At 62.7% G+C, this 23,893-nt stretch carries 27 protein-coding genes; 14 read left to right on the plus strand and 13 right to left on the minus strand.

All coding sequences use genetic code 11. The features are described from left to right. Nucleotides 1-27 precede the first annotated feature (27 nt). From ycaC to QF045_RS27180, 6 genes are all read left to right on the plus strand, one after another. Complete coding sequence (gene ycaC, locus QF045_RS27155) at nucleotides 28-660, plus strand: isochorismate family cysteine hydrolase YcaC (protein ID WP_003239464.1); 633 nt, start codon at nucleotides 28-30, stop codon at nucleotides 658-660. Between the two features lie 202 nt (nucleotides 661-862). Next, complete coding sequence (locus QF045_RS27160) at nucleotides 863-2,002, plus strand: Fic family protein (protein ID WP_306494783.1); 1,140 nt, start codon at nucleotides 863-865, stop codon at nucleotides 2,000-2,002. A 75-nt stretch (nucleotides 2,003-2,077) separates the two neighbouring features. After that, nucleotides 2,078-2,320, plus strand: coding sequence for an exodeoxyribonuclease VII small subunit (locus tag QF045_RS27165; protein ID WP_003176346.1), 243 nt, complete (start codon nucleotides 2,078-2,080; stop codon nucleotides 2,318-2,320). Further along, a complete protein-coding gene (ispA, locus tag QF045_RS27170; RefSeq protein ID WP_306494784.1) occupies nucleotides 2,317-3,204 on the plus strand; it encodes a (2E,6E)-farnesyl diphosphate synthase in 888 nt (295 codons plus the stop codon). The genes QF045_RS27165 and ispA overlap by 4 nt, the downstream gene beginning before the upstream one ends. Before the next feature lie 110 nt (nucleotides 3,205-3,314). Continuing rightward, nucleotides 3,315-5,213 carry a 1-deoxy-D-xylulose-5-phosphate synthase gene (gene dxs / locus QF045_RS27175; protein WP_306494785.1) on the plus strand — a complete coding sequence of 633 codons (1,899 nt, stop codon included), beginning with the start codon at nucleotides 3,315-3,317 and terminating at the stop codon, nucleotides 5,211-5,213. Between the two features lie 140 nt (nucleotides 5,214-5,353). Then, nucleotides 5,354-7,246 carry a TonB-dependent receptor domain-containing protein gene (locus tag QF045_RS27180; protein ID WP_306494786.1) on the plus strand — a complete coding sequence of 631 codons (1,893 nt, stop codon included), beginning with the start codon at nucleotides 5,354-5,356 and terminating at the stop codon, nucleotides 7,244-7,246. Between the two features lie 87 nt (nucleotides 7,247-7,333). On the opposite strand, the gene QF045_RS27185 is transcribed toward QF045_RS27180, so the two are convergent. From QF045_RS27185 to nrdR, 11 genes are all read right to left on the minus strand, one after another. Next, nucleotides 7,334-8,119, minus strand: a complete 786-nt coding sequence (locus tag QF045_RS27185; protein WP_306494787.1) for a cobalamin-binding protein — start codon at nucleotides 8,117-8,119, stop codon at nucleotides 7,334-7,336. Further along, the gene (locus tag QF045_RS27190) at nucleotides 8,116-8,535 is read right to left on the minus strand and encodes a nuclear FMR1 interacting 1 family protein (RefSeq protein ID WP_124388380.1); all 420 of its coding nucleotides are present in this window, start codon (nucleotides 8,533-8,535) and stop codon (nucleotides 8,116-8,118) included. The genes QF045_RS27185 and QF045_RS27190 overlap by 4 nt, the downstream gene beginning before the upstream one ends. After that, the gene (gene ribA, locus QF045_RS27195) at nucleotides 8,532-9,149 is read right to left on the minus strand and encodes a GTP cyclohydrolase II (RefSeq protein WP_057724861.1); all 618 of its coding nucleotides are present in this window, start codon (nucleotides 9,147-9,149) and stop codon (nucleotides 8,532-8,534) included. Before ribA ends, QF045_RS27190 begins: the two co-directional genes overlap by 4 nt. A gap of 202 nt (nucleotides 9,150-9,351) precedes the next feature. Continuing rightward, nucleotides 9,352-10,077, minus strand: a complete 726-nt coding sequence (locus tag QF045_RS27200) for an ABC transporter substrate-binding protein (RefSeq protein WP_306494788.1) — start codon at nucleotides 10,075-10,077, stop codon at nucleotides 9,352-9,354. A 54-nt stretch (nucleotides 10,078-10,131) separates the two neighbouring features. Continuing rightward, the gene (gene thiL, locus QF045_RS27205) at nucleotides 10,132-11,097 is read right to left on the minus strand and encodes a thiamine-phosphate kinase (protein WP_306494789.1); all 966 of its coding nucleotides are present in this window, start codon (nucleotides 11,095-11,097) and stop codon (nucleotides 10,132-10,134) included. Between the two features lie 18 nt (nucleotides 11,098-11,115). Next, nucleotides 11,116-11,616 (minus strand): transcription antitermination factor NusB, encoded by a 501-nt coding sequence (gene nusB, locus QF045_RS27210; RefSeq protein WP_032884564.1) that lies wholly within the window; start codon nucleotides 11,614-11,616, stop codon nucleotides 11,116-11,118. Continuing rightward, entirely contained in the window at nucleotides 11,613-12,089 is a 477-nt protein-coding gene (gene ribE / locus QF045_RS27215) for a 6,7-dimethyl-8-ribityllumazine synthase (RefSeq protein ID WP_003176356.1), read from the minus strand. The genes nusB and ribE overlap by 4 nt, the downstream gene beginning before the upstream one ends. Nucleotides 12,090-12,177: 88 nt before the next feature. After that, nucleotides 12,178-13,269: a bifunctional 3,4-dihydroxy-2-butanone-4-phosphate synthase/GTP cyclohydrolase II gene (ribBA, locus tag QF045_RS27220; RefSeq protein WP_306494790.1), complete on the minus strand. Its 1,092-nt coding sequence runs from the start codon at nucleotides 13,267-13,269 to the stop codon at nucleotides 12,178-12,180. Between the two features lie 15 nt (nucleotides 13,270-13,284). Beyond that, a complete protein-coding gene (locus tag QF045_RS27225; RefSeq protein WP_306494791.1) occupies nucleotides 13,285-13,947 on the minus strand; it encodes a riboflavin synthase in 663 nt (220 codons plus the stop codon). Nucleotides 13,948-13,994: 47 nt separating this feature from the next. Continuing rightward, nucleotides 13,995-15,122: a bifunctional diaminohydroxyphosphoribosylaminopyrimidine deaminase/5-amino-6-(5-phosphoribosylamino)uracil reductase RibD gene (ribD, locus tag QF045_RS27230; protein WP_306494792.1), complete on the minus strand. Its 1,128-nt coding sequence runs from the start codon at nucleotides 15,120-15,122 to the stop codon at nucleotides 13,995-13,997. Beyond that, nucleotides 15,119-15,583, minus strand: a complete 465-nt coding sequence (nrdR, locus tag QF045_RS27235) for a transcriptional regulator NrdR (protein WP_019818855.1) — start codon at nucleotides 15,581-15,583, stop codon at nucleotides 15,119-15,121. Before nrdR ends, ribD begins: the two co-directional genes overlap by 4 nt. A gap of 140 nt (nucleotides 15,584-15,723) precedes the next feature. Here nrdR and QF045_RS27240 point away from each other — a divergent pair, with 140 nt between their 5' ends. The 3 genes from QF045_RS27240 (at nucleotide 15,724) to trxA (ending at nucleotide 17,878) form a co-directional block, all read left to right on the plus strand. Beyond that, nucleotides 15,724-16,179 carry a YbaY family lipoprotein gene (locus QF045_RS27240; RefSeq protein ID WP_124388386.1) on the plus strand — a complete coding sequence of 152 codons (456 nt, stop codon included), beginning with the start codon at nucleotides 15,724-15,726 and terminating at the stop codon, nucleotides 16,177-16,179. Further along, nucleotides 16,176-16,835: a methyltransferase gene (locus tag QF045_RS27245; RefSeq protein ID WP_306494793.1), complete on the plus strand. Its 660-nt coding sequence runs from the start codon at nucleotides 16,176-16,178 to the stop codon at nucleotides 16,833-16,835. The genes QF045_RS27240 and QF045_RS27245 overlap by 4 nt, the downstream gene beginning before the upstream one ends. 170 nt (nucleotides 16,836-17,005) lie before the next feature. Then, nucleotides 17,006-17,878 carry a thioredoxin gene (gene trxA, locus QF045_RS27250; protein ID WP_124388388.1) on the plus strand — a complete coding sequence of 291 codons (873 nt, stop codon included), beginning with the start codon at nucleotides 17,006-17,008 and terminating at the stop codon, nucleotides 17,876-17,878. Between the two features lie 103 nt (nucleotides 17,879-17,981). Here the strand turns inward: trxA and QF045_RS27255 are convergent, their stop codons facing one another. Further along, on the minus strand, nucleotides 17,982-18,326 hold the full coding sequence (locus tag QF045_RS27255) for a hypothetical protein (protein ID WP_306494794.1): 345 nt from the start codon (nucleotides 18,324-18,326) through the stop codon (nucleotides 17,982-17,984). A 131-nt stretch (nucleotides 18,327-18,457) separates the two neighbouring features. Here QF045_RS27255 and QF045_RS27260 point away from each other — a divergent pair, with 131 nt between their 5' ends. The 5 genes from QF045_RS27260 (at nucleotide 18,458) to QF045_RS27280 (ending at nucleotide 22,472) form a co-directional block, all read left to right on the plus strand. Beyond that, nucleotides 18,458-19,063 carry a DUF2796 domain-containing protein gene (locus QF045_RS27260; protein ID WP_306494795.1) on the plus strand — a complete coding sequence of 202 codons (606 nt, stop codon included), beginning with the start codon at nucleotides 18,458-18,460 and terminating at the stop codon, nucleotides 19,061-19,063. 6 nt (nucleotides 19,064-19,069) lie between these two features. Continuing rightward, nucleotides 19,070-19,780, plus strand: a complete 711-nt coding sequence (locus tag QF045_RS27265) for an ABC transporter ATP-binding protein (RefSeq protein WP_306494796.1) — start codon at nucleotides 19,070-19,072, stop codon at nucleotides 19,778-19,780. 1 nt (nucleotide 19,781) lies between these two features. Next, on the plus strand, nucleotides 19,782-21,047 hold the full coding sequence (locus tag QF045_RS27270) for an ABC transporter permease (protein ID WP_306494797.1): 1,266 nt from the start codon (nucleotides 19,782-19,784) through the stop codon (nucleotides 21,045-21,047). Nucleotides 21,048-21,138: 91 nt separating this feature from the next. Beyond that, entirely contained in the window at nucleotides 21,139-21,660 is a 522-nt protein-coding gene (locus QF045_RS27275; RefSeq protein WP_306494798.1) for a DUF3299 domain-containing protein, read from the plus strand. Nucleotides 21,661-21,773: 113 nt separating this feature from the next. Further along, nucleotides 21,774-22,472 (plus strand): OmpW family protein, encoded by a 699-nt coding sequence (locus QF045_RS27280; RefSeq protein WP_306494799.1) that lies wholly within the window; start codon nucleotides 21,774-21,776, stop codon nucleotides 22,470-22,472. Between the two features lie 500 nt (nucleotides 22,473-22,972). Here QF045_RS27280 and QF045_RS27285 read toward each other — a convergent pair whose 3' ends face one another. Continuing rightward, nucleotides 22,973-23,857 carry a sugar nucleotide-binding protein gene (locus QF045_RS27285; RefSeq protein ID WP_306494800.1) on the minus strand — a complete coding sequence of 295 codons (885 nt, stop codon included), beginning with the start codon at nucleotides 23,855-23,857 and terminating at the stop codon, nucleotides 22,973-22,975. Nucleotides 23,858-23,893: the final 36 nt, after the last annotated feature.

A 23,893-nucleotide genomic window follows, 5' to 3' on the forward strand; every position in this document is an offset into this window, starting at 1 on the left:
CCAACCTAAACAAAAAAGGATTCAACCATGAGCACGCCAACCTACAGCCGCTTGAACAAAGACGACGCCATCGTTCTGCTGGTCGACCACCAGACCGGCCTGATTTCCCTGGTGCAGGACTTCTCGCCCAACGAGTTCAAGAACAACGTGCTGGCCCTGGCGGACCTGGCCAAGTTCTTCAACCTGCCGACCATCCTCACCACCAGCTTCGAACAAGGCCCCAACGGCCCGCTGGTGCCGGAGTTGAAAGAGATGTTCCCGGACGCGCCGTATATCGCCCGCCCTGGCCAGATCAATGCCTGGGACAACGAAGACTTCGTCAAGGCGATCAAGGCCACCGGCCGCAAGCAGATCATCATTGCCGGCGTGGTAACGGATGTGTGCGTAGCGTTCCCGACCTTGTCGGCGCTGGCGGAAGGGTTTGAAGTGTTTGTGGTGACCGATGCGTCGGGTACGTTCAACACCACCGTGCAACAAGCGGCCTGGAGCCGAATGACCCAGGCGGGTGCGCAACTGATGAACTGGTTCTCGGTAGCGTGCGAGCTGCACCGCGACTGGCGCAACGATATCGAAGGCCTGGGGAATTTGTTGTCGCAGCGCATTCCCAACTATCGCAACCTGATGAATGGGTATGCGGCGCTGACGGCGCAGCAGAAGTAAGTCAGCCGAGTGAGACGACAAGCCTGCCCTGAAAAGCAGGCTTTCGTTGTTGCCAAATCTCCACTAGAGGTTCCGGCCATCCCAATTTACGCGATCTGGACCAGAACCACCCTAGACGATGAGCCGAATAACCCGCACAATCGGCTCACTAAGTGAGCCGAATAAGCCTTTTTAATCGGCTCATACACTAGGCACTTTCTCCATGAACCACCCGCACTGGATCTGGCAACACACCGACTGGCCGCACTTTCACTGGCAACCTGAGCGCCTGGCGGCCTTGCTGCGCCAGTGTGGGCAGGCCCAAGGCAAGCTGCTGGGCATGCTGGGCTCCGTCACCGATGCAGCCAGTGCGCGCAGCGAATTGGATACGCTGCTGCAGAATATTCTGACCTCTTCGGCTATCGAAGGTGAGCAACTGAATGTCGGCTCGGTGCGGTCCTCCCTGGCGCGACGGTTAGGCTTGGAGGCGACGCAAGACGCTCAGGTCAGCCGCCGTAGTGAAGGCCTCGCTGACCTGATGATCGATGCCACCGAGCAGTTTGCCGAGCCGTTCACGTACTCGCGCCTCATGCACTGGCATCATTTGCTGTTTCCGACTCCGGAAACGAGCCTCGCCGCGCGAAGCATAAATGTCGGGGGGCTGCGCGGGGATGAGCCGATGCAAGTGGTATCGGGGCGTCTTGACCGTCCCACCGTGCATTTTGAGGCGCCGCCACGCTTGGGACTGGAGCAGGCCCTGGATGAATTTCTTGAGTGGTTCGAACTGAGCCGCAATCAACCGGAACTAGACCCGTTCATACGCGCTGGCGTTGCGCATTTCTGGTTTGTCACGCTTCACCCGTTCGATGACGGCAATGGTCGCCTGACACGCGCTATCACTGACTTGGCCTTGGCTCAGGGCGAACATCAGGCGATACGCTTTTATGCGATGTCCGCCAGCATCCTTGAAGATCGCTCGGGTTATTACGACGCACTGGAGTCCAGCCAAAAGGCCACGCTCGATATTACCGACTGGCTGGAGTGGTTCCTCAGAACTTTATTGCGCAGCCTGCAACAGGCGATGGCGCAGATAGACCGTGTGTTGAGCAAGACCCGGTTCTGGGACCAACACCGCGGCGCTGCGTTATCGGCCGAACAGGTCAAGGTACTCAATCGTCTGCTCGACGGTGGCGAGAAAGGCTTCGAGCAGGGCATCAGCGCTGCGCAGTACCAGGCAGTGGCCAAAGTGTCCAAGGCGACAGCCACGCGGCATCTGGCCGACCTGCTGGAAAAAAACTGCCTGGTCCGTCTTCCCGGAGGCGGCCGCAGCACGCGTTATCGGGCCAATACCAAAGGCGAATGACGCCGCCACTCATTTGCCCCGATTCCCCATGTCTGCTAGTGTCGCGCCGGTTTACCGTCTACCGGAATTGCCGCCATGGCCCGCAAAAAAGTTGCACTCGATTTCGAACAATCCCTCGCCGACCTGCAAACCCTGGTCGAGCGTCTGGAGAACGGCGAGTTGTCGCTGGAAGACTCGTTGACGGCGTTTGAGCAAGGCATTGGCCTGACTCGCGACTGCCAGAGCGCGTTGGCGCAGGCTGAGCAGAAAGTGCAGGTATTGCTTGAACGCGACGGGGAGTTGGCTGAAGAACCTTTCGATGCGGAACAACCCGAATGATCGATGCGTATCAGGCCAGTAGCCAAGCCCGAGTGAACGCGGCGCTGGAGCCCTTGTTTGTTGCGCCAGGCCCGGAAATGAGCCGCCTTTACGACGCCATGCGCTACAGCGTGATGAATGGCGGCAAGCGCGTGCGCCCGTTGCTGGCGTATGCAGCGTGTGAAGCGCTGGGCGCGCCCGCCGAAGAGGCGAATGGCGCGGCCTGTGCGGTGGAACTGATTCACGCCTATTCCCTGGTACACGATGATCTGCCGGCAATGGATGACGACGACCTGCGTCGCGGTCAGCCGACCACCCATAAAGCCTTTGACGAAGCCTATGCGATCCTGGCCGGTGATGGCCTGCAGAGCCTGGCGTTCAGCGCGTTGCTGGACCCGCGCTTGAGCCGCGTGAATGCCGAGATCCGCCTGCGTATGGTCACCGCGCTGGCCCTGGCTGCGGGCCCGGCCGGCATGGTCGGCGGGCAGGCGATCGACATGGGTTCGGTCAGCCTCAAGCTGGACCAGAAAGCCCTGGAACACATGCATCGCCACAAGACCGGCGCGCTGATCGAGGCCGCCGTGCACCTCGGCGCCCTGGCCAGCGGCCGGGCCGAGGCCGCGCAATTGGCGGCGCTGCAGACTTATTCGCGGGCTATCGGCCTGGCGTTTCAGGTGCAGGACGACATTCTTGACGTGGAAAGTGACACCGCGACCCTCGGCAAACGCCAGGGCGCCGATATTGCTCGGGACAAACCGACTTATCCTGCGCTGCTCGGGCTGGAAGCCGCCAAGGCGTATGCCCTGGAGCTGCGCGATCAGGCCCTGGATGCCCTGCGACCTTTCGACGCGGCGGCCGAGCCATTGCGTGACTTGGCGCGGTATATCGTCGAACGTCGGCACTGATGCCTGCGGCGATCAGCGCCGCATATCGACCAAGTTCGCCCCCCTGCGTGGGCAGTTTGCGATGCTTGAGGTAAACTGCCGCCTCTTCTATACCTATAACGATTCGCCTGATGCCCACGACGTTCCAAGAGATTCCCCGCAAGCGCCCGTCAACGCCCCTGCTCGACCGTGCTGCCACGCCGGACGGCCTGCGTCGACTGGGTGAAGCCGAGCTGGAAACCCTGGCCGATGAACTGCGCCTGGAATTGCTCTACACGGTCGGCCAGACCGGTGGGCATTTCGGTGCCGGGCTGGGCGTGATCGAGCTGACCATCGCCCTGCACTACGTTTTCGACACCCCGGATGACCGGCTGGTGTGGGACGTGGGCCATCAGGCGTATCCGCATAAAATCCTCACCGGCCGTCGCGAACGCATGGCCAGCCTGCGCCAGAAGGACGGCATCGCCGCCTTCCCGCGTCGCTCCGAAAGCGAGTACGACACCTTTGGCGTCGGTCACTCCAGCACCTCGATCAGTGCAGCGCTGGGCATGGCGATTGCCGCCCGCCTGCAAAACAGTGATCGCAAGGCGATTGCCGTGATCGGCGATGGCGCGCTGACCGCGGGCATGGCCTTCGAAGCCTTGAACCATGCGCCGGAAGTGGACGCCAACATGTTGGTGATCCTCAACGACAACGACATGTCGATTTCGCGAAACGTCGGTGGCCTGTCCAATTACCTGGCGAAGATCCTCTCCAGCCGCACCTACGCCAGCATGCGCGAAGGCAGCAAGAAAGTGCTGTCGCGTCTGCCCGGCGCGTGGGAAATCGCCCGTCGTACCGAAGAATATGCCAAGGGCATGCTGGTACCCGGCACGCTGTTCGAAGAGCTGGGCTGGAACTACATCGGCCCGATCGACGGCCATGACCTGCCGACCCTGATCGCCACGCTGCGCAATATGCGTGACCTCAAGGGCCCGCAATTTCTGCATATCGTCACCAAAAAGGGCAAAGGCTTCGCGCCGGCGGAAGTCGACCCTATCGGCTACCACGCGATCACCAAGCTGGAACCACTGGACGCCCCTGCCGCCGCGCCGAAAAAGCCCAGCGGGCCGAAGTATTCCGGGGTGTTTGGCGAATGGCTGTGCGACATGGCCGCTGCCGACCCGCGCCTGGTGGGGGTGACCCCAGCGATGAAGGAAGGCTCCGACCTGGTGGCCTTCAGCGAGCGTTTCCCGCTGCGTTACTTCGATGTGGCGATTGCCGAGCAGCACGCAGTGACCTTCGCCGCCGGCATGGCCTGTGAAGGCGCCAAGCCAGTGGTGGCGATTTATTCGACCTTTTTGCAACGCGGTTATGACCAGTTGGTGCATGACGTGGCGGTGCAGAACCTTGACGTCCTGTTCGCCATCGACCGTGCCGGCCTGGTGGGCGAAGACGGCCCGACCCACGCAGGCAGTTTCGACTTGTCCTACCTGCGCTGCATCCCCGGCATGCTGGTGATGACGCCCAGCGACGAGAATGAACTGCGCAAGATGCTCAGCACCGGCCACCTGTACAACGGCCCGGCGGCGGTGCGCTATCCGCGCGGTAACGGCCCGAACGCAGTCATCGAGAAGGACCTGGAGCCTATCGAAATCGGCAAGGGCATCGTGCGGCGCCAAGGCAGCAAGACGGCCTTCCTGGTGTTCGGCGTGCAACTGGCCGAAGCGCTCAAGGTAGCCGAGAAGATCGACGCCACTGTGGTCGACATGCGCTTCGTCAAACCGCTGGATGAAGCCTTGGTGCGCGACATTGCTGCTAGCCACGAGCTGCTGGTGACGGTTGAAGAAAACGCGATCATGGGCGGTGCCGGCGCGGCGGTCAGTGAGTTCCTGGCACGGGAGAATATCCTCAAGTCGGTGCTGCACCTGGGCTTGCCGGATGCGTACGTCGAACACGCCAAGCCGGCGCAGATGCTGGCTGAGTGCGGGCTGGATGAAAGCGGCATCGAAGCCTCGGTGCGCCAGCGCATGGCGCTGCTCGGCCTGTAGAACCCGCTCTAAATGTGGGAGGGGGCTTGCTCCCGATAGCGGCGGTTCAGTCATCCACTATGCTGACTGACAGCGCGCCATCGGGGGCAAGCCCCCTCCCACATTTGATATGTGTCATCTTCAAATACCATGGGTAGCCCATGAAACATCTTCGTCTCGCCCTGCCCTTGCTGCTTCTGCCAGCCTCGGACCTGCTCGCCGACACCCGCGACCAGGCGCTGAAACTCTCCGACGTGGTCATCAGCGCCAACCGCCAGGTGCAGGCGCGCAACGACAGCAGCGCCGCCAACACTGTGTTCACCCGAGCCGATATCGACCGCCTGCAACCTTCCAGCCTGACCGACCTGCTCAGCCGTGTACCCGGCGTACAAGTCGCGCCCACCGGTGGCCGTGGCAGTCTGCCGGGGATTTACATTCGCGGCACCAAATCCGCGCAAAGCCTGGTGCTGGTGGACGGCCAGCGCATTGCCAACACCACGTCAGGCGACAGCGGCCTGCAATACCTGAACGTCGACCAGATCGAGCGCGTGGAAGTGCTGCGCGGTTCACGCTCGGTGATCTACGGCAGCGATGCGATTGGCGGGGTGATCCAGGTGTTTACCCGGCGCAACGCCGAGCAAGGCCTGCAACCGCGCTTGAAGCTGGGCTTTGGCAGCAACCAGACCTGGGAGCGCAGCCTCGGCCTGTCGGGCGGCGATGAACAGACGCGCTTCAACCTGGGCGCAAGCCTGGACGAAACCGCCGGCATCAACTCGACGCATCAGTCGTTTCCCAGCGACGGCGACCACGATGCCTATCGCAACCGGTCCCTGAGCCTGAACCTCAGCCATTCGTTCAGCGATGACCTGGAAGTGGGCTTCAACCTATTGGATAACCGCGGCAAGTCAGAGTACGACAACAGCTTCGGGCGCTTCGACTTGGCTACCGGACAAAGCGTCGGCCAGAAACCCTACACCGACTACACCGTCAGCAGTGCCAGCGGTTATGTCGACACCAGACTCAGCGAAAGCTGGCAGTCACGCCTGGAACTGGGCCACAGCGAAAACCGCGACACCAAGCGCGACACCCTCAGCGATGAGTTCAGCGTGTTCAACACTTACCGCGACTCGGTCAACTGGCAGAACGACCTGACCCTCAACGAGCGCAACAGCCTGATCGTCGGCGGCGACTGGTACGAAGACCGCTTCCACGGCTCCACCACGTTTACCGAAGACAGCCGCTGGAACCGCGCCGCCTTCGTGCAGCACCGCTTCCAGGGCGAATGGTTTTCCACCGAACTGGGCCTGCGCCGCGACCAGAACCAGCAATTCGGCGGCCAGAACAGCTGGAGTGGCACGCTGACGGTGCCGATCAACCCTGACAACGAGGTGTTGCTGAGCTACAGCGAAGGCTTCCGTGCGCCCACCTTCAACGACCTCTACTACCCCGACACGCAGTACAGCAACCCCGACCTGCAGCCCGAGACGTCAAAGAGCTACGAGCTGCAATGGCGCAGCCAACTCACCGACAGCACCCGCGTGGAAGCGTCGCTGTACCGTACCGACCTGAGCGATGCGATCATCCTCGACGGCGGCAAACCGCAGAACGTGGCCTCGGCACGCATCAACGGCTTTGAAGCAGCGCTCAAGCAGGACCTGTTTGGTTGGCAGGGCAACCTGGGCGTGTCGCTGATCGACCCGCGTGACCGCGACAATGGTCATACTCTGGCGCGTCGCGCACGGCGCACGTTGAATCTGGATCTGGACCGGCAGTTCGACAAGCTCGGCGTGGGCGCCAACTGGCAGGCGATCAGCAGCAGCTACGATGATGAAGCCAACCGTAATCGCCTGGGCGGTTATGCATTGCTGGGCCTGCGCGGCAGTTGGGCGCTGAACCCTGCGGTGTTGCTGTCGTTGAAGGTCGACAACCTGTTGGACAAGGCCTATTCACGGGCGCGCTACAGCTATGACGATCCAGCGTTTCTGAACAATCAGGACTACCGGGAAGAGGGCCGAGTGTGGATGTTCGGGGTGACGTGGACGCCGAAGATGTAAGGCGCCTCTTCGCGGGCAAGCCCACTCCCACCTATTGAGTTGTGAACACATTCAAAATGTGGGAGGGGCTTGCCCCCGATGGCGGCCTCACACGTTCGGGGCAATCACCTGACACAACCGCGCCAATGCTTCCAGCATCTGCCCGCTGGGCCGTTCCAGCCCCTTGTCCGGCACCACGCGCACCCGCGCCGCCATGCTTGGCCAGACCTTCCAGGCCTCCAGCTGAGCCTGATCACCCACCAGGATCAGCTCCGGATCACGCTGCAACACTGATTCGATATTGACCTGCGGCGCCGGCAGCTTGAGGTCATCGAACACATTGCGCGCCCCGCATACCTTCAACGCATCACTGATAATCTGCCCACCGCCTACGGTGTACAGCGGCGGGTTCCATACCTGATAAAACACCCGCACCGGCTCGACGCGCTGATAGCGCTGGCGCAGTTGGGCGAGGCGTTGGCGTAGTTTTTCGGCCAACGCTTGGCCGGCCTCCCCGCGCCCCAATCGCTCGGCAATGGCTTGGACCTGACGGGTCAGCTGATCAAGGCTATGGGGTTCGGCGACGTACACCGGGATGTTCAGGCGCAGCAGCTGTTCACGCTGGGCCGTGCCGACGCTGCCGGGCCAGAGCAGGATCAGATCGGGCTTGAGGCTGAGCAGGCGTTCGATGTCCAACTGGCCGTAATGCCCGACCGATGGCACCTCCGCCAGCGCCGCCGGACGCTCGCCGCCATCGAGCACACCGACCAATAAGTCGGCGGCACCCAATTCAACCACGATTTCAGAGAGCGACGGCGCCAAGCTCACCACGCGTTCAGCCGCCATTACTTGGGCGCTGAACACCAGCAGCAGCGCCAGCCAGTAGCGCTTCATCCCAACTGGCGCGGGATGCGATAGAGGTAAAACAGCACCATCGTCGACAGCGCCAGCAGGAACAGCGGCACCGCTTCCAGGCCGACGAACACTGCCAGCGCGCCGATCCAGGCCGGTAGCGCTGCCACCAGCAAGGCCGTGCGCCGTCGTGCCGCGAGGGCGATCCAGGCGGCGGGTTCTTCAGGGGTGTCGAGGGCTTTGGAAGTGGCGATCAGCGCGTGTTTATAGGCATGAAAATAACGCAGGCTGAGAAACATCGAGGCCACGCCGGCGATAAAGAACGGCATGGCCAGCACGGGAAGCAGGGATTCGGCGCGGCCAAACACCAGGTTGATCACGAACAACGGCAGCAATGCCAGGGCCAGGTACTGCCACCAGTTGAAGGACAGTCGCCGTTTCACCTGGCCGCGGGTCACGCGCGGTCAACCTCACCCTGATGCTCGTTGCCCATCATGTGGTCGAGTTTGCTGGCCTTGGTGGCCAGGTACAGCTTGTTGTGCGGGTTGTGCCCGGTGTGCAGCGGTACGCGCTCGGCCACGGTGATGCCCATCTCGGTCAACGCTTTGACCTTGCGCGGGTTATTGGTCATCAGGCGCAGGGATTTCACGCCCAGGTGCTCCAGCATCGGCAGGCAGATCGCGTAGTCACGCTGGTCGGCGGCGAAGCCGAGGCGCTCGTTGGCTTCCACGGTGTCGGCGCCGCCATCTTGCAATTCATAGGCGCGGATCTTGTTCAGCAGGCCAATGCCACGGCCTTCCTGACGCAAGTACAGCAGCACACCACGGCCTTCACGGGCGATGGCCTGCAACGCGGCTTCCAGTTGCGAGCCGCAGTCACAGCGCTGACTGAACAGCGCGTCGCCGGTCAGGCATTCGGAATGCACGCGGCCCAACACCGGCGCACCATCAGCGATGTCGCCCAGGCTGAGCACAACGTGCTCGCGCCCGGTGGCTTCTTCAAGAAAGCCATGCATGGTGAATGTGGCAAAAGGGGTAGGCAGCTTGGAAGCGGCGACGAAAACGACGGGCACCGTGTGCTCCTGATTTCAGATTTCACAGAGGCAGGCATTGTAACAGCCTGTTCCTACAGACGCTTAAGCTGAATTATCGCTGATAAAGATCAATAGGTTCGATTGGCCTTCGGCTTGGTTCTATGCAATAGCGAGCTTGCTCGCAAAAAGTGCGTTCATTCAGACTGTCCACATGACGTTGACGATTGTCGCGAACAAGCTACTAGAACGGATACGGTTGTTTCCAGCGTTCGAAAATCGGCTTCAATTCGCCATTTTTTACCAGTGCGGTCATGCGCTGGTCGAACACTGCCATCAACGCCCGCCCCCGCTCGTTATCGGCGAAACCCACGTAGAGCGGCAGTTCAATGAGATGGGTAAGCCTGAATCGGGACGGGTCCTCAGCTTGGCTGAGCACGTACCGGGCTTCGGTCAGCGCCTCGATGTAAAAGTCCGCATGGCCGTGTTGCAGCATCGACAAGATACCGCTGCGCCGTTGGACCTGATTGAATCGGCGCACGTTCGGCAGGTACTTCTCGTATTTGTAGCCACGCACCCAGGCCAGGCGGTAATCGCCGAGCGTCGCCAGGTTGGGCGTGGGCAGGGTTGCCAGCCCGAGGGCATAGATAGGGTCGGCGTCGAAATGCCAGCGCGGGTACAACACTTGCTCGGCTTCGTCGCGATAGGAACCGACCCAGCCATCCACCTCGCCGCGCTGAGCCAGGCCCACCGAGCGGGTATAGGGCTCGCTGCGGGTCTGCACGGTGATGCCGGCGGGTTCGAACACCCGGCGCAGCACGTCCCAGGCCAGACCGCTGCCATCATTGTTGGTGTAGTCGCTCCACTCCTCGCTGACCAGCGTGATCTTGCCGGGCACCGGGTTTTCATCCGCCTGAAGCACAGAGGTAAAGGCACACAGCATGATCAGCAGCCAGCAGCGCACACTCATAAGGATGGCTTCCTACGTGGAGATAATCATATGAAGGGTAGCGCAGTACGCTGGCTACGATAGCTCGTGAAAATGCTGGTAGCCATGTACGGCCGGGGTGATGTCTTGGCCCACGTTATCGAGCAGCGTGACGCCCTGCCCCGCTTCCACCCGGCCGATCACGTGAATCGGCCAGCCATTCGCCTGCAACGCTGCCAGTTCGGCCTGCGGTAGCGTGAACACCAGCACATAGTCATCGCCGCCACTCAGCGCGGCCACACGGGCCTCCTCATTGCCGACAAACGCCAGCAACGCCGCAGACAACGGCAATGTGTCACGTTCGATCAGCAGGCTGACAGACGATGCCCTGGCGATATGCCCGCAATCGGCCAATAGCCCGTCGGAGATATCCATGGCCGAGGTCGCCTTGCCGCGCAGAGCCAGACCCAACGCCAATTGCGGTTGCGGCGACCAATAGTGGGCGAGCAGTGGTTCAGCGATGGCGGCTTGCGCGCTGCGCTGGCCCAGTACCAACGGCAAGGCGCCGGCCGCATTGCCCAGCTCCCCGCCGACACACAGCAGGTCCCCTGGCCGCGCACCGCTGCGCGTCAAGGCAAGCCCGGCCGGCACTCGGCCAAATACGGTCAAGGTCAGGCTCAGCGGCCCGCGCGTGGTGTCACCGCCCACCAGGCCCACGCCGCAGCGTTGCGCCATGGCATTCAAACCCTGGGCATAGCGTTGCAACCAGTCGGCATCGACGGACGGCGTGGTCAGGGCAAGGGTAAACGCAAGGGGGTGGGCGCCCATGGCGGCCAGGTCGCTCACCGCCACGGCCAACGAGCGCTGGCCGAGCAGGAACGGGTCACACGGGTCGGCGAAGTGCACGCCAGCCACCAAGGTATCGGTGGAGACTGCCAGTTGCTCCCCGGCGGGAAGCGCAAGCAAGGCGCAGTCATCGCCGATCCCCAGGGCAATGCCTTCGCCACCTTGCGCACAGGGCGCGGCGGCGAAGTAATTACGGATCAGCTCAAACTCGCCCATCGAGGAATCAAGCGCGGATTAGCGCTTGTGTTCCTTCACTTCGGCTTCACGCAGGCGCGGGGCCAGCTTGTCGAGCACGCCGTTGACGAATTTGTGACCGTCGGTCGAACCGTAGACCTTAGCCAGTTCGATGCCTTCGTTGATCACCACGCGGTACGGCACGTCGACGCGCTTGAGCAGTTCCCAGGTGGACAGGCGCAGAACGGCCAGTTCAACCGGATCGAGCTCTTCGAGGGTCAGGTCCAGGCATGGCGTCAGCGCTGCGTCGATTTCGGTCAGGTTGGCCGGAACACCGTGCAGGATGTCGTGGAAGTAGCTCTGGTCGGCGAAGGTGAAATCGTTATCGACGCGAAATTGCGCTTCGATTTCGTTCAACGACGTACCGGCCATGTGGCGCTGGTACAGCGCTTGGGTCGCCAATTGACGGGCCGCACGGCGCTTTTCGCTTTTCGATGGCTTGCCGGCGTCGGCCGGGCGCTCGTCGCGTGGGTTGAAACGATCGCTCTCGTCGGAAATCACTTGGCCTCCAACTGCGACAGCAGGCTGACCATTTCCAGGGCGGACAGGGCAGCTTCAGCGCCTTTGTTGCCGGCCTTGGTGCCGGAACGCTCGATGGCTTGCTCGATGGAATCCACGGTCAGCACGCCGAATGCGACCGGCACGCCGAACTCCATGGACACCTGGGCCAGGCCCTTGGTGCATTCGCCAGCCACGTATTCGAAGTGCGGGGTACCGCCACGAATGACCGCGCCCAGGGCGATGATCGCCGCATACTCACCCTGCTGGGCAACTTTCTGCGCAACCAGTGGGATTTCGAAGGCGCCAGGGGCACGGATAATGGTGATGTCGCTCTCGCTCACACCGTGGCGAACCAGGGCGTCAACGGCACCGCTTACCAGGCTTTCAACCACGAAGCTGTTGAAGCGGCCAACCACCAGGGCGTAGCGGCCTTTGGGGGCGATGAAGGTACCTTCGATGGTCTTCAGGGTCATTCGACAAATCTCTTAAAGAGCCGGGACGCGAAAAGTGCGTCCCTCAGTGATGATTTAACCGCGAACAAGGGGCAAAAATCGCCAGCCTTTATTCGGAGGGCACGTATTCTACAACTTCCAGATCGAAACCGGATATCGCATTAAATTTCATCGGTGCGCTCATCAGGCGCATCTTGCGCACACCGAGGTCGCGCAGGATCTGCGAGCCGGCACCGACGATGCTGTAGGTGGTCGGCTTTTTCACCGGCGTGTGGTCGGCGGTTTCGCGGATATGCGCCAGCAATACATCGCCATCCAGCGGGTGTCCGAGCAACAGCACCACGCCACTGCCTGCCTCGGAAACCGCGGCCATGGCGGCGCGCAGGCTCCAGCGGCCGGGCTGCTTGACCATCAGCAAGTCGCGCAGCGGGTCCATGTTGTGCACGCGCACCAGGGTCGGCTCTTCGGCGCAGATGTTGCCCAGGGTCAGGGCCATGTGCACGTCGCCTTCCACTGAATCACGGTAGGTCACCAAATTGAATTGGCCCAGTTCGCTGTCCAGCGGCTGCTCGGCAATCCGCTGAACGGTACGTTCATGGATCATGCGGTAGTGGATCAGGTCGGCAATGGTGCCGATCTTGAGGTTGTGTTCGGCGGCAAACGCTTCGAGTTCGCTGCGACGGGCCATGGTGCCGTCGTCGTTCATCACTTCACAGATCACGCCGCTGGGTTCGAAACCAGCCATGCGCGCCAGGTCGCAGGCCGCTTCGGTATGACCGGCGCGGGCCAGGGTGCCGCCCGGCTGGGCCATCAGCGGGAAGATGTGGCCGGGGCTGACGATGTCTTCGGCCTTGGCGTCCTTCGCCGCAGCGGCTTGCACGGTGCGGGCGCGGTCAGCGGCAGAGATGCCGGTGGTCACGCCGGTGGTGGCTTCAATCGATACGGTGAACTTGGTGCCAAAACCCGAGCCATTGCGCGGCGCCATCAACGGCAGCTTGAGCAATTCACAGCGTTCGCGGCTCATGGGCATGCAGATCAACCCACGGGCGTGCTTGGCCATGAAGTTGATGTGCTCAGGCTTGCAGGCCTCGGCGGCCATGATGATATCGCCTTCATTCTCGCGATCTTCGTCATCCATCAGGATGACCATCTTGCCTTGGCGGATGTCTTCAACCAGTTCTTCGATGCTATTGAGCGCCACGCGGCACCCCCTTGGTCAGGATTTCAGGTAGCCGTTAGCGGCCAGAAAACTTTCGGTGATATTACCCGATGCAGGCTCTGCGGCCTTTTCGCCCAGCAGCAGGCGCTCCAGGTAACGGGCAAGCAAGTCCACTTCCAGGTTCACCCTGCGGCCCGGCTGGTAGGAGGCCATGATGGTTTCGCTGAGGGTGTGGGGAATGATGGTCAGTTCAAATTCGGCGCCATTGACGGCGTTCACGGTCAGGCTGGTGCCGTCGACGGTGATCGAGCCTTTGTGGGCGATGTACTTGGCCAGCTCCTTCGGCGCGCGAATCCGGAATTCAACGGCGCGTGCATTTTCGCTGCGGGCCACGACTTCACCGACGCCATCGACGTGGCCGCTGACCAGGTGGCCACCCAGGCGCGTGGTCGGCGTCAGGGCTTTTTCCAGGTTGACTGGGCTGCCGGCTGCAAGATCGCTCATCGCGGTGCAGTCCAGGGTCTCGCGACTGACATCGGCGGCGAAGCCATTGCCCGGCAGCTCGACGACGGTCAGGCACACACCGCTGACGGCGATGCTGTCGCCCAGCTTGACGTCGCCCAGATCGAGCTTGCCGGTTTCAACCTGCAGGCGGATATCGCCGCCTTTGGGGGTCATTGCACGGATGCTGCCGATGGACTCGATAATGCCGGTGAACATTTCGTTCTCCTGAAAACGGGGACTGACGCTCAAGCGCAGGCCGTAAATTATACGCTCGCTGCCGGAAGCGGGACGGCGGTGATTCGCCAGTCGTCGCCAACAGCGCGCATGTCGGTGATCTTGAGTTGGGGGGCGTCGGCGAGTTTCTCAAGCGGCCAGTCCAGCAACGGCCGGGCAGCGGAACCGAGGAACTTGCCGGCGACGAAAATCACGTACTCATCGACCAGGCCCTGCTGGGCAAACGCGCCCGCCAGGCTTGGGCCCGCCTCCACCAGCACGTCGTTGACGCCACGGGCGGCCAGGGCCACCAGCGCTGAACGCAGGTCGACCTGGCCCTCCACGCCCGGCACCACCAGGCACTCGGGGCCACGCGGAAACTGGTTCTCCGGGGTCACGCAGGTGATGACCAGCGCCGGGCCCGCCTTGAAGAAGGGCGCATTGAGCGGCACGCGCAGGCGGCCGTCGATCAATACACGCAGCGGCGGACGCGACATGGCCAGGGCGGTGGTTTGTGCATCCAGGCCCAACTCGGCGGCGCGCACGGTCAGGCGGGCGCCGTCGGCCAGCACGGTGTCGGCGCCGGTCAACACCACGCTGGCTTCGGCACGCAGGCGCTGGACGGCGGCGCGGGCGGCGGGGCCGGTGATCCATTGGCTTTCGCCGCTGGCCATGGCGGTGCGCCCGTCCAGGCTCATCGCCAGCTTGACCCGCACGAACGGCAGGCCGTGTTCCATGCGCTTGAGAAAGCCAGGGTTGAGCGCACGCGCTTCGGACTCCAGCACACCGCTGCGAATCTCGATCCCGGCCTGGGCCAAACGCTGCATGCCGCGCCCCGCCACTTCCGGGTTGGGGTCCTGCATGCCGGCCACTACCCGCGCCACACCGGCACTCACCAGCGCATCGGCGCAGGGCGGCGTGCGGCCGTGGTGGCTGCAGGGTTCGAGGGTCACGTACACCGTCGCGCCACGGGCCTTGTCGCCGGCGGCGCGCAAGGCGTTGGGTTCTGCATGGGGCTCGCCGGTGCGCTCGTGCCAGCCTTCGCCGACAATCTGCCCATCGCGCACGATCACGCAGCCTACCCGTGGGTTGGGGTGGGTGGTGTACAGGCCCTTGCGCGCCAGTTCGAGGGCGCGGGCCATGTAATGGGCGTCGAGCACAGCCTGTTCAGCAGTCATTGTTTGGAAGGCTCACGCGCCAGGCGGTCGATCTCTTCGCGGAACTCATTGAGGTCCTGGAAGCGTCGATACACCGAGGCGAAACGGATATAGGCGACTTCGTCGAGCTTTTGCAGCTCGCCCATCACCAGTTCGCCCACCACCAGGCTCTTGACCTCGCGCTCGCCGGTGGCGCGCAGCTTGTGCTTGATATGCACCAGCGCCGCTTCCAGCCGCTCGACACTCACCGGGCGTTTTTCCAGGGCGCGCTGCATACCGGCGCGCAGTTTTTCTTCGTCGAAAGGCTGGCGGCTGCCGTCGGACTTGATCAGACGTGGCAACACCAGTTCGGCGGTTTCGAAGGTGGTGAAACGCTCACCACAGGCCAGGCATTCGCGCCGGCGACGCACTTGGTCGCCCTCGGCGACCAGACGCGAGTCGATGACCTTGGTGTCGTTGGCACCGCAGAAGGGACAGTGCATGGTTGGCAGGCAACAAAAAATGGGAGGGCCATGGTAGCGCATCCCCGTCGCAAGACAAGCCATAGCCTTTACGGTATATAGGCTGGTTATTATGTTTCATATTTTTTAAGCCACGGATTTTGTCCTTTCTGGAGCCGTACATGCAGTTACGACCACTTGTTTTGATCACTCTGTTCAGTTTTCTGGTCGCCTGCAGCAGCGAAGCCCCCAAGCCTGCCGCGCCTCAGCCAACCCCTGCACAAGAGAAAAAAGTCCCGGGCATAGAAGACTTGGGTCCCCTGCCCGCCTACCAGCGCGAGATCAGCGGCAACCTGACCAACGTGCCGGCCGGCGCCGAAGTCGAGTTGGCGCTGCTGGTGATCGACGACCGCTCGCGCCCACAGCAACTGCTCGCCAGCAGCGTGTTGACCGGCAACGGCAAGCCCCTGGCCTTTCGCCTGCGCTTCAACCCCGAAGCGTTCCCGGCCGGTGCACGGGTTGAATTGCGCGGTCGCGCCAGCCAGTCCGGCCAGTTGATCCTGCACCTGCCCGCCGTGCGCATCACTCAGGCGATTACCCAGACCACCGGCCCCCTGCAACTCGTCAAGGCGCCATGACGCCACCGCTGCACCTGCAACGTGCCCTGAGCGAGTTGATCGGCGACGCACAACTGGTGCCCAGCCTCTTGCCGGGCACTGAGCTGGCGTTGTGGCTGCTCGACGCCGACAACATGGACCGCGCCTTCAGCCAGGAGGAAACCCGCCGCATCCTGCACGAGCCGCCCTACTGGAGCTTCTGCTGGGCCAGCGGGTTGGCGCTGGCGCGCTATCTGGCGGCGAACCCCGAGTGGGTAGCGGGCAAGCGCGTACTGGATTTCGGCGCCGGCTCCGGCGTGGCCGGGATCGCGGCCGCCAAGGCCGGGGCACTGGAGGTCGTGGCCTGCGACCTGGACCCGCTGGCGCTGGCGGCTTGCCGGGCGAATGCCGAACTCAACGGCGTGGAACTGAATTATTCAGCAGACTTCTTCGCCGAAGCCGATCGTTTCGACCTGATCCTGGTGGCCGACGTGCTCTACGACCGCGCCAACCTGCCGCTGCTGGACCAGTTCCTGACCCGTGGCCGCGAAGCGCTGGTGGCGGATTCGCGGGTGCGCGACTTCCAGCACCCGAATTATCAGCGCCTGGAGGTGCTGGAGGCCTTGACCTTGCCGGACCTGGCCGAGCCTTGGGAGTTTCGCAAGGTGAGCCTGTACCATTCGCGAAGGCTTTTGTAGGCGCGAGCGTGCTCGCGAAGCACTCAGGGGCAGCGCGTTTATTCAGAATGAACGCGTTGCCTACACGTTTTTCGCGAGCAAGCTCGCTCCTACATTTGATCGCGCTCGCTTTCGGCCAACCGCGCCAGCCCTTATAGTTGCCCCCATTCCCGCTTTATTCGAGACGCCTCATGAGTGAGCCCACGCCGTACATCTTCGATGTCACTACCGCCAACTTCGACCAGGCGGTGATTCAGAACTCTTTTGAACGACCTGTATTGGTGGATTTCTGGGCCGAGTGGTGCGCGCCGTGCAAGGCGTTGATGCCGATGCTGGCGCAGATCGCCGAGAGCTATCGCGGTGAGTTGCTGCTGGCCAAGGTCGATTGCGAGGCCGAGCAGGACATCGTTGCGCGTTTTGGTATTCAAAGCCTGCCGACCGTGGTGCTGTTCAAGGACGGCCAGCCGGTGGATGGGTTTGCCGGGGCGCAGCCGGAGTCGGCGGTGCGGGCGATGCTTGAGCCCCATGTGCCGATGCCGCCACCGGCTGCGGCGGACCCGCTGGAGCAGGCACAGGCGCTGTTTGCCGAGGGCCGTATCAGCGATGCCGAAGCGGTGCTGGTTGCGCTGTTGGGCGAAGACAACACCAACGCCGCCGCGCTGATCCTGTACGCACGGTGCCTGGCCGAACGCGGTGAACTGGGTGAAGCCCAGGCCGTGCTGGATGCGGTCAAGAGCGACGAGCACAAGGCCGCCCTCGCCGGCGCCAAGGCGCAAATCACCTTTCTGCGCCAGGCTGCCGACCTGCCGGACGCCGCCGACCTGAAAAGCCGCCTGGCGCAGAACCCCCAGGACGACGAAGCGGCTTATCAGTTGAGCATTCAACAACTGGCGCGCCAGCAATACGAGGCTGCGCTGGAAGGCCTGCTCAAGCTGTTCATGCGCAACCGCAGCTACAGCGAGGGCCTGCCGCACAAGACCTTGCTGCAGGTGTTCGAGCTGCTTGGCAATGACCACCCGCTGGTCACGGTGTACCGCCGCAAATTGTTTGCCGCGTTGTACTAGCCTCACCTTGTAGGAGCGAGCTTGCTCGCGAAAAACGTCAACGATAACGCGAACCGCCTGGATGTACGCGGCGCCTACGCGTTTTTCGCGAGCAAGCTCGCTCCTACAAAGCGTCGATCCAGGTGTACAGCGGCGTATCTGCGCCGCTGGTCACCTTCACCTTCGCGCTATGGCGCAGGCGCACCAGCAGGCGCTTGCCCGCCGCCGCATCGCCGGCCAAACCTTCCAGTCGATCCAGTAATTCCAGGCCGCTGAGCTGTCCGGCATCGCGCAGCAGCGCCTGGGCGCCCTGCCAGTGGTCTTCGTTCGGCTTGGCCGGTGCCGCGCTTGGCGCACTCTGCGCCGGGGCGGCCTGCAATTGCGCGCCCAGCCGTGCCCAATCGCCGTCGTCCAGTTCCAGGGTCAAGTCCACCGGCAGGTCGCCGACGGTTCCACGAATTCGCAACATCGTCCTTCCTCCAGCATTTTTTCTGACGGGCATGCTCCCATGCAGCTTGCGCAACGCCAAGCGGACGGTCAAACTCTCGGCACTTCTGTTATAAGATTACATAACAAAACTTTCATCTCTGGAGTCCCGCCATGCGCCGTCTGCTGCTCGCTTTGCCGTTTGCCCTGCTGCCACTGGCTGTCGCTCATGCCCATGAAGACCACGAGCATGAGCACGGCAGCCTAGGCGCTCACGAACACGGCGTCGGCCGCCTTAATGCGGTGCTGGACGGCCAGTCTCTGGAGCTTGAGCTGGACAGCCCGGCCATGAACCTGGTGGGTTTCGAACACGCGCCAACCAGTGCCGCCGACAAGGCCAAAGTCGCCGCAGCGCGCAAACAGCTGGAAGATCCGCTGGCGCTGTTCAGCCTGCCCAAGGCCGCCGGTTGCGTCATCAGCTCCCAGGAACTCAACAGCCCGCTGTTCGGCGACAAGCCGCAAGCCGATCATGATGACGACGACGATGACCACGCCACCGACGGCAAAGGCGCCGCCGCCCACGAACATCACCACGACCACAGCGAAATCCACGCCCACTACGAACTCACCTGCGCCACCCCCACGGCGCTGAGCAACCTGGACCTGAGCCAAGTGTTCAAGACCTTCCCCGCCACCCAGAAAATTCAGGTACAACTGATCGGCCCGAGCGGTCAGCAAGGTATTGACGCGACGGCCACTGCAGCCACCCTGAAGTTCTGAGTTCACATGACCCACGCATTGATCCAACTGTCCGACCTGAGCTTCAACTGGCCCGGTCATCCGCAGTTGCTGGACATCCCCGCGTTCCGCCTGGAGCCGGGGGAAACCCTGTTCCTCAAGGGCCCCAGCGGCAGTGGCAAAACCACCCTGCTCGGTTTGCTCGGCGGCGTGCAGACACCCAGCCGAGGCAGTATTCGCCTGCTCGGCCAGGAGCTGAGCGAGCTGTCGGCCGGCGCCCGTGACCGTTTTCGTGTGGACCACACGGGCTACATCTTCCAGCAGTTCAACTTGCTGCCGTTCTTGTCGGTGCGCGAGAACGTCGAGCTGCCGTGTCACTTCTCCAAACTGCGGGCACAGCGCGCGATTCAGCGCCACGGCAGCGTCGATCAGGCCGCGGCGACCTTGCTTGCCCACCTGGGCCTGAAAGACCCGAGCCTGCTTGAACGCCGCGCCGACTCGCTGTCCATCGGCCAGCAACAACGGGTGGCCGCCGCCCGTGCGCTGATCGGCCAACCGGAACTGGTGATCGCCGACGAGCCCACCTCGGCCCTCGACTACGACGCGCGCGAGGCGTTCATTCAACTGCTGTTCGCCGAATGCCGCGAGGCCGGGGCCAGCCTGTTGTTTGTCAGCCACGACCAAAGCCTGGCACCGCTGTTCGACCGCAACCTGTCGCTGGCCGAACTCAATCGCGCCGCCACGCTCGCAGAGGTTTGAGATGTATCTGTTCCGTCTAGCCATGGCCAGCCTGGCTAACCGCCGCTTTACCGCGATCCTCACCGCTTTTGCCATCGCACTTTCCGTCTGCTTGTTGCTCGCGGTGGAGCGCGTGCGTGTGGAAGCGCGCAACAGCTTCGCCAGCACCATCAGCGGCACGGACTTGATCGTCGGCGCACGCTCGGGCTCGGTGAACCTGCTGCTGTACTCGGTGTTCCGCATCGGCAACGCCACCAACAATATCCGCTGGGACAGCTACGAGCACTTCGCCGCCAGCCCCCAGGTGAAATGGGCGATTCCGATTTCCCTCGGCGACTCCCATCGCGGTTACCGGGTGATGGGCACCAATGAGTCCTACTTTGAGCATTACCAGTACGGGCGCAAACAGAACCTCGAGCTGGCCAGCGGCCGCGCCTTTGCCACCGACCCGTTCGAGGTGGTGCTCGGCGCCGAAGTCGCCGACGCCCTGCACTACACGCTCGGCGACAAACTGGTGCTGGCCCATGGCGTAGCGTTGGTCAGCCTAGTCAAGCACGATGACAAGCCCTTTACCGTGGTCGGTATCCTCAAGCGCACCGGCACGCCGGTGGACCGCACGCTGCATATCAGCCTCGGCGGCATGGAGGCGATCCACATCGACTGGCACAACGGCGTACCGGCCCAGGGCAAGGGCCGCATCAGCGCCGATCAGGCACGCAACATGGACCTGACCCCGCAAGCGATCACCGCGTTCATGCTCGGTTTGAACAACAAGATTTCCACCTTCGCCCTGCAACGGGAAATCAACGAGTTCCGTGGCGAGCCGATGCTGGCGATTTTGCCAGGGGTGGCACTGCAAGAGCTGTGGAGCATGATGGGCACCGCCGAAAAAGCCTTGTTCGTGATCTCGCTGTTCGTGGTGCTGACGGGCTTGATCGGCATGCTCACGGCAATTCTCACCAGCCTCAACGAGCGCCGCCGCGAAATGGCGATCCTGCGCTCGGTGGGCGCACGGCCATGGCACATCGCAACGCTGCTGATCTTCGAAGCCTTCGCCCTGGCCCTGGCCGGCGTGGTGGCCGGCTTGGGTTTGCTGTACGTCTGCATCGCCGCATCGCGCGGCTATCTGCAGGCCAACTACGGGCTGGACCTGCCCATGGCATGGCCGAGTGAATATGAATGGACGTTGCTCGCCGGTATCCTGGCGGCCGCTCTATTGATGGGCAGCGTGCCCGCGTGGCGTGCCTATCGCCAGTCGTTGGCCGATGGCCTGTCGATTAGGCTGTAGAACAGCCGCTGCAAGTTTTTAGCCCCAAGCTGCAAGCGAATCGGGTTCTACTTGAAGCTTGCAGCTTGGCGCTACCCACTGAGGAGTCTTCATGCGTCATGCCCTGTTTGCCCTGCTATTGCTTATGGCCCTGCCCGCCTGGGCCGAGGAGCAGCCCAAGGATTTGTCGTGGCAGGAAATGATCCCACCGGATGCGCCACCGGAAGTGCCCAATATGAAACCGCTGCATGACCTGTCGAGCATGGCCGATGCCTTGTCCGTCGAGGCCGCGCCCGCCGCCAAGCAGGACTTGCCCAACGCGCCGGTGGTGCAGAGTCTCGACGGCCAGCACATTCGCCTGCCGGGCTACATTGTGCCGTTGGAGGTGAGCGAGGAAGGCCGCACCACCGAGTTCCTGCTGGTGCCGTATTTCGGCGCGTGCATCCATGTGCCACCGCCGCCGTCGAACCAGATCGTGCATGTGAAAAGCGAAGTCGGCGTGAAACTCGATGAGCTGTATCAGCCGTACTGGATCGAAGGGGCGATGCAGGTCAAGCCGTCGTCCAGTGAGTTGGCCGACGCCGGCTACCAGATGGATGCCAAGAAAATTTATATGTACGAGTTGGAGGAATAACCCTCCCACAGTTTTTGCGGCGTGGTTGGCCTTTCATTGAGCTGAGTCAAAAGATCGCACGGAACGATCTTTACCATTGGGCGTACAACTTTTAACGTCCTTTTGGAGCTCCCATGAACAAGTCTCTGCTCGGCGCGTCCCTCTTCGCGCTCGCCCTCGTCGCCCCTGTCGCTCACGCCCACCAGGCGGGTGACATTCTGATTCGCGCCGGTGCAATCACCGTGAATCCGAAGGCCGACAGCAGCAGCGTCAAGGTTGACCAAGGCCCACTGGCCGGCACCAACCTGGGCGGCAAGGCGACCATGAGCAGCGACACCCAACTGGGCTTGAACTTCGCCTACATGATCACCGACCACGTCGGTATCGAACTGCTGGCCGCCACGCCGTTCGAGCACGACGTGAAGATCAAGAACACCGCCCTCGGCGCCGCCAATGGCAAGCTCGGCACACTCAAACACCTGCCGCCGACCTTGAGCGTCGTGTACTACCCGCTGGACCACCAGTCGGCGTTCCAGCCCTATGTGGGCGCCGGTATCAACTACACCTGGATTTACGACGAACACGTGGGCAGCCGCGCCGAACAAGCCGGGTTCAGCAACTTCAAGGCTGAAAACTCCTGGGGCTGGGCCGCGCAGATCGGGGCCGACTACATGATCAACGACAAATGGATGATCAACGCCCAGGCGCGCTATATCGACATCAGTACCAAGGCCACCGTGGACAACAACGCACTGGGCCAAGGCACTCGGGCCAAGGTCAACGTGGATGTCGACCCGATGGTCTACATGGTGGGTATCGGTTACAAATTCTAAGCCACACGCATAAGCAAAATGTGGGAGGGGGCTTGCCCCCGATGGCGGTGGGTCAGTCCAGGAATCTTTTGACTGACACTCCGCTATCGGGAGCAAGCCCCCTCCCACATTGGGTTCTGTGTTGTGTCAGGTGTGGATGATCTAGCCGGGGCGCGCTGTATCGATTTCGGCACCAGGGCCACCGAGGATAAAACACGGCATAACCATGTGGGAGGGGGCTTGCCCCCGATGGCGGTGGGTCAGTCCAGGAATCTTTTGACTGACACTCCGCTATCGGGAGCAAGCCCCCTCCCACATTGGGTTCTGTGTTGTGTCAGGTGTGGATGATCTAGCCGGGGCGCGCTGTATCGATTTCGGCACCAGGGCCACCGAGGATAAAACACGGCATAACCCATGTGGGAGGGGGCTTGCTCCCGATGGCGGTGGGTCAGTCCAGGAATCTTTTGACTGACACTGCGCTATCGGGGGCAAGCCCCCTCCCACATTGGTTTTGTGTTGGGTCAGGTGTGGCGGTAGAAGCGGTCGAGCAACGCTGGCAGGCCTGCTCGCCACGCCCGTGGCTTGATGCCAAAGGTGTGCAGGATTTTCTTGCAGGCCAGCACCGCGTGCTGCGGTTCTTCGGCCGCATCCGGGCGCGCCGCGTGGGCTTGGGCGGTCGGCGATTCGATGGCCAGTGGGTGGAAATTGCGCGCTTCGGTGAGGATCGCCTGGCCCAGCGCCAGCGGCGTGGTCGCCTCGTGACCGGCGTAATGGTAGGTGCCCCACAGCGGCGCCGCGCAATCGAGTTGCTTGAGCACGGAGATGATCACCCGCGCCGCATCGTCCACCGGTGTCGGGTTGCCACGCCGGTCGTCCGCCATCAGTAATTCATCCGGCTGTTCGGCCCGGGCCAGGAAGCGCCCGAGGGTGCCGTCGACGCTGTCGTCCAGCAACCAGCCGAACCGCAGCAGTACATGTTGCGGGCAGGTGGCGCGTACGCTCTGCTCGATGCGCCACAGTGCCTGGCCGCGCAGGCCCAGGGGCACCGGCTCGTCTTTTTCGCTGTAGGCGGTGGCGCGGGAGCCGTCGAACACGCGGTAGCTGGACGGCTGCACCAGGGTAATGCTGTGGTGCTGGCACAGTTCGGCCAGGCGTTCGATGGCGAACTCCTGGGACGCCAGGCGGGTTTCGCTGACCGCCTCGGCCTGGAACCAGTCGAAATAGTAGGCGAGGTTGATCAACGCATCGGGACGGGTGTCGTCGAGCAGTTGGGTGAGGCTCGCGGCATCCCAGCCGTCTTGGGGCGGTTTGGGGGCGAGGAAACCGATGTCTTCCTCTGCACCGAGGCGAATCAGCGCCTGCCCGAGGGCATTCCCGCCGCCCAGTAACATAAGGCGCATTCGCATAGATTGAGCAGGCCCGGTCTGTTTGGAACGATGGTT

This window comes from Pseudomonas sp. W4I3, assembly GCF_030816195.1.
In the GTDB taxonomy this organism is placed as follows: Bacteria; Pseudomonadota; Gammaproteobacteria; order Pseudomonadales; family Pseudomonadaceae; genus Aquipseudomonas.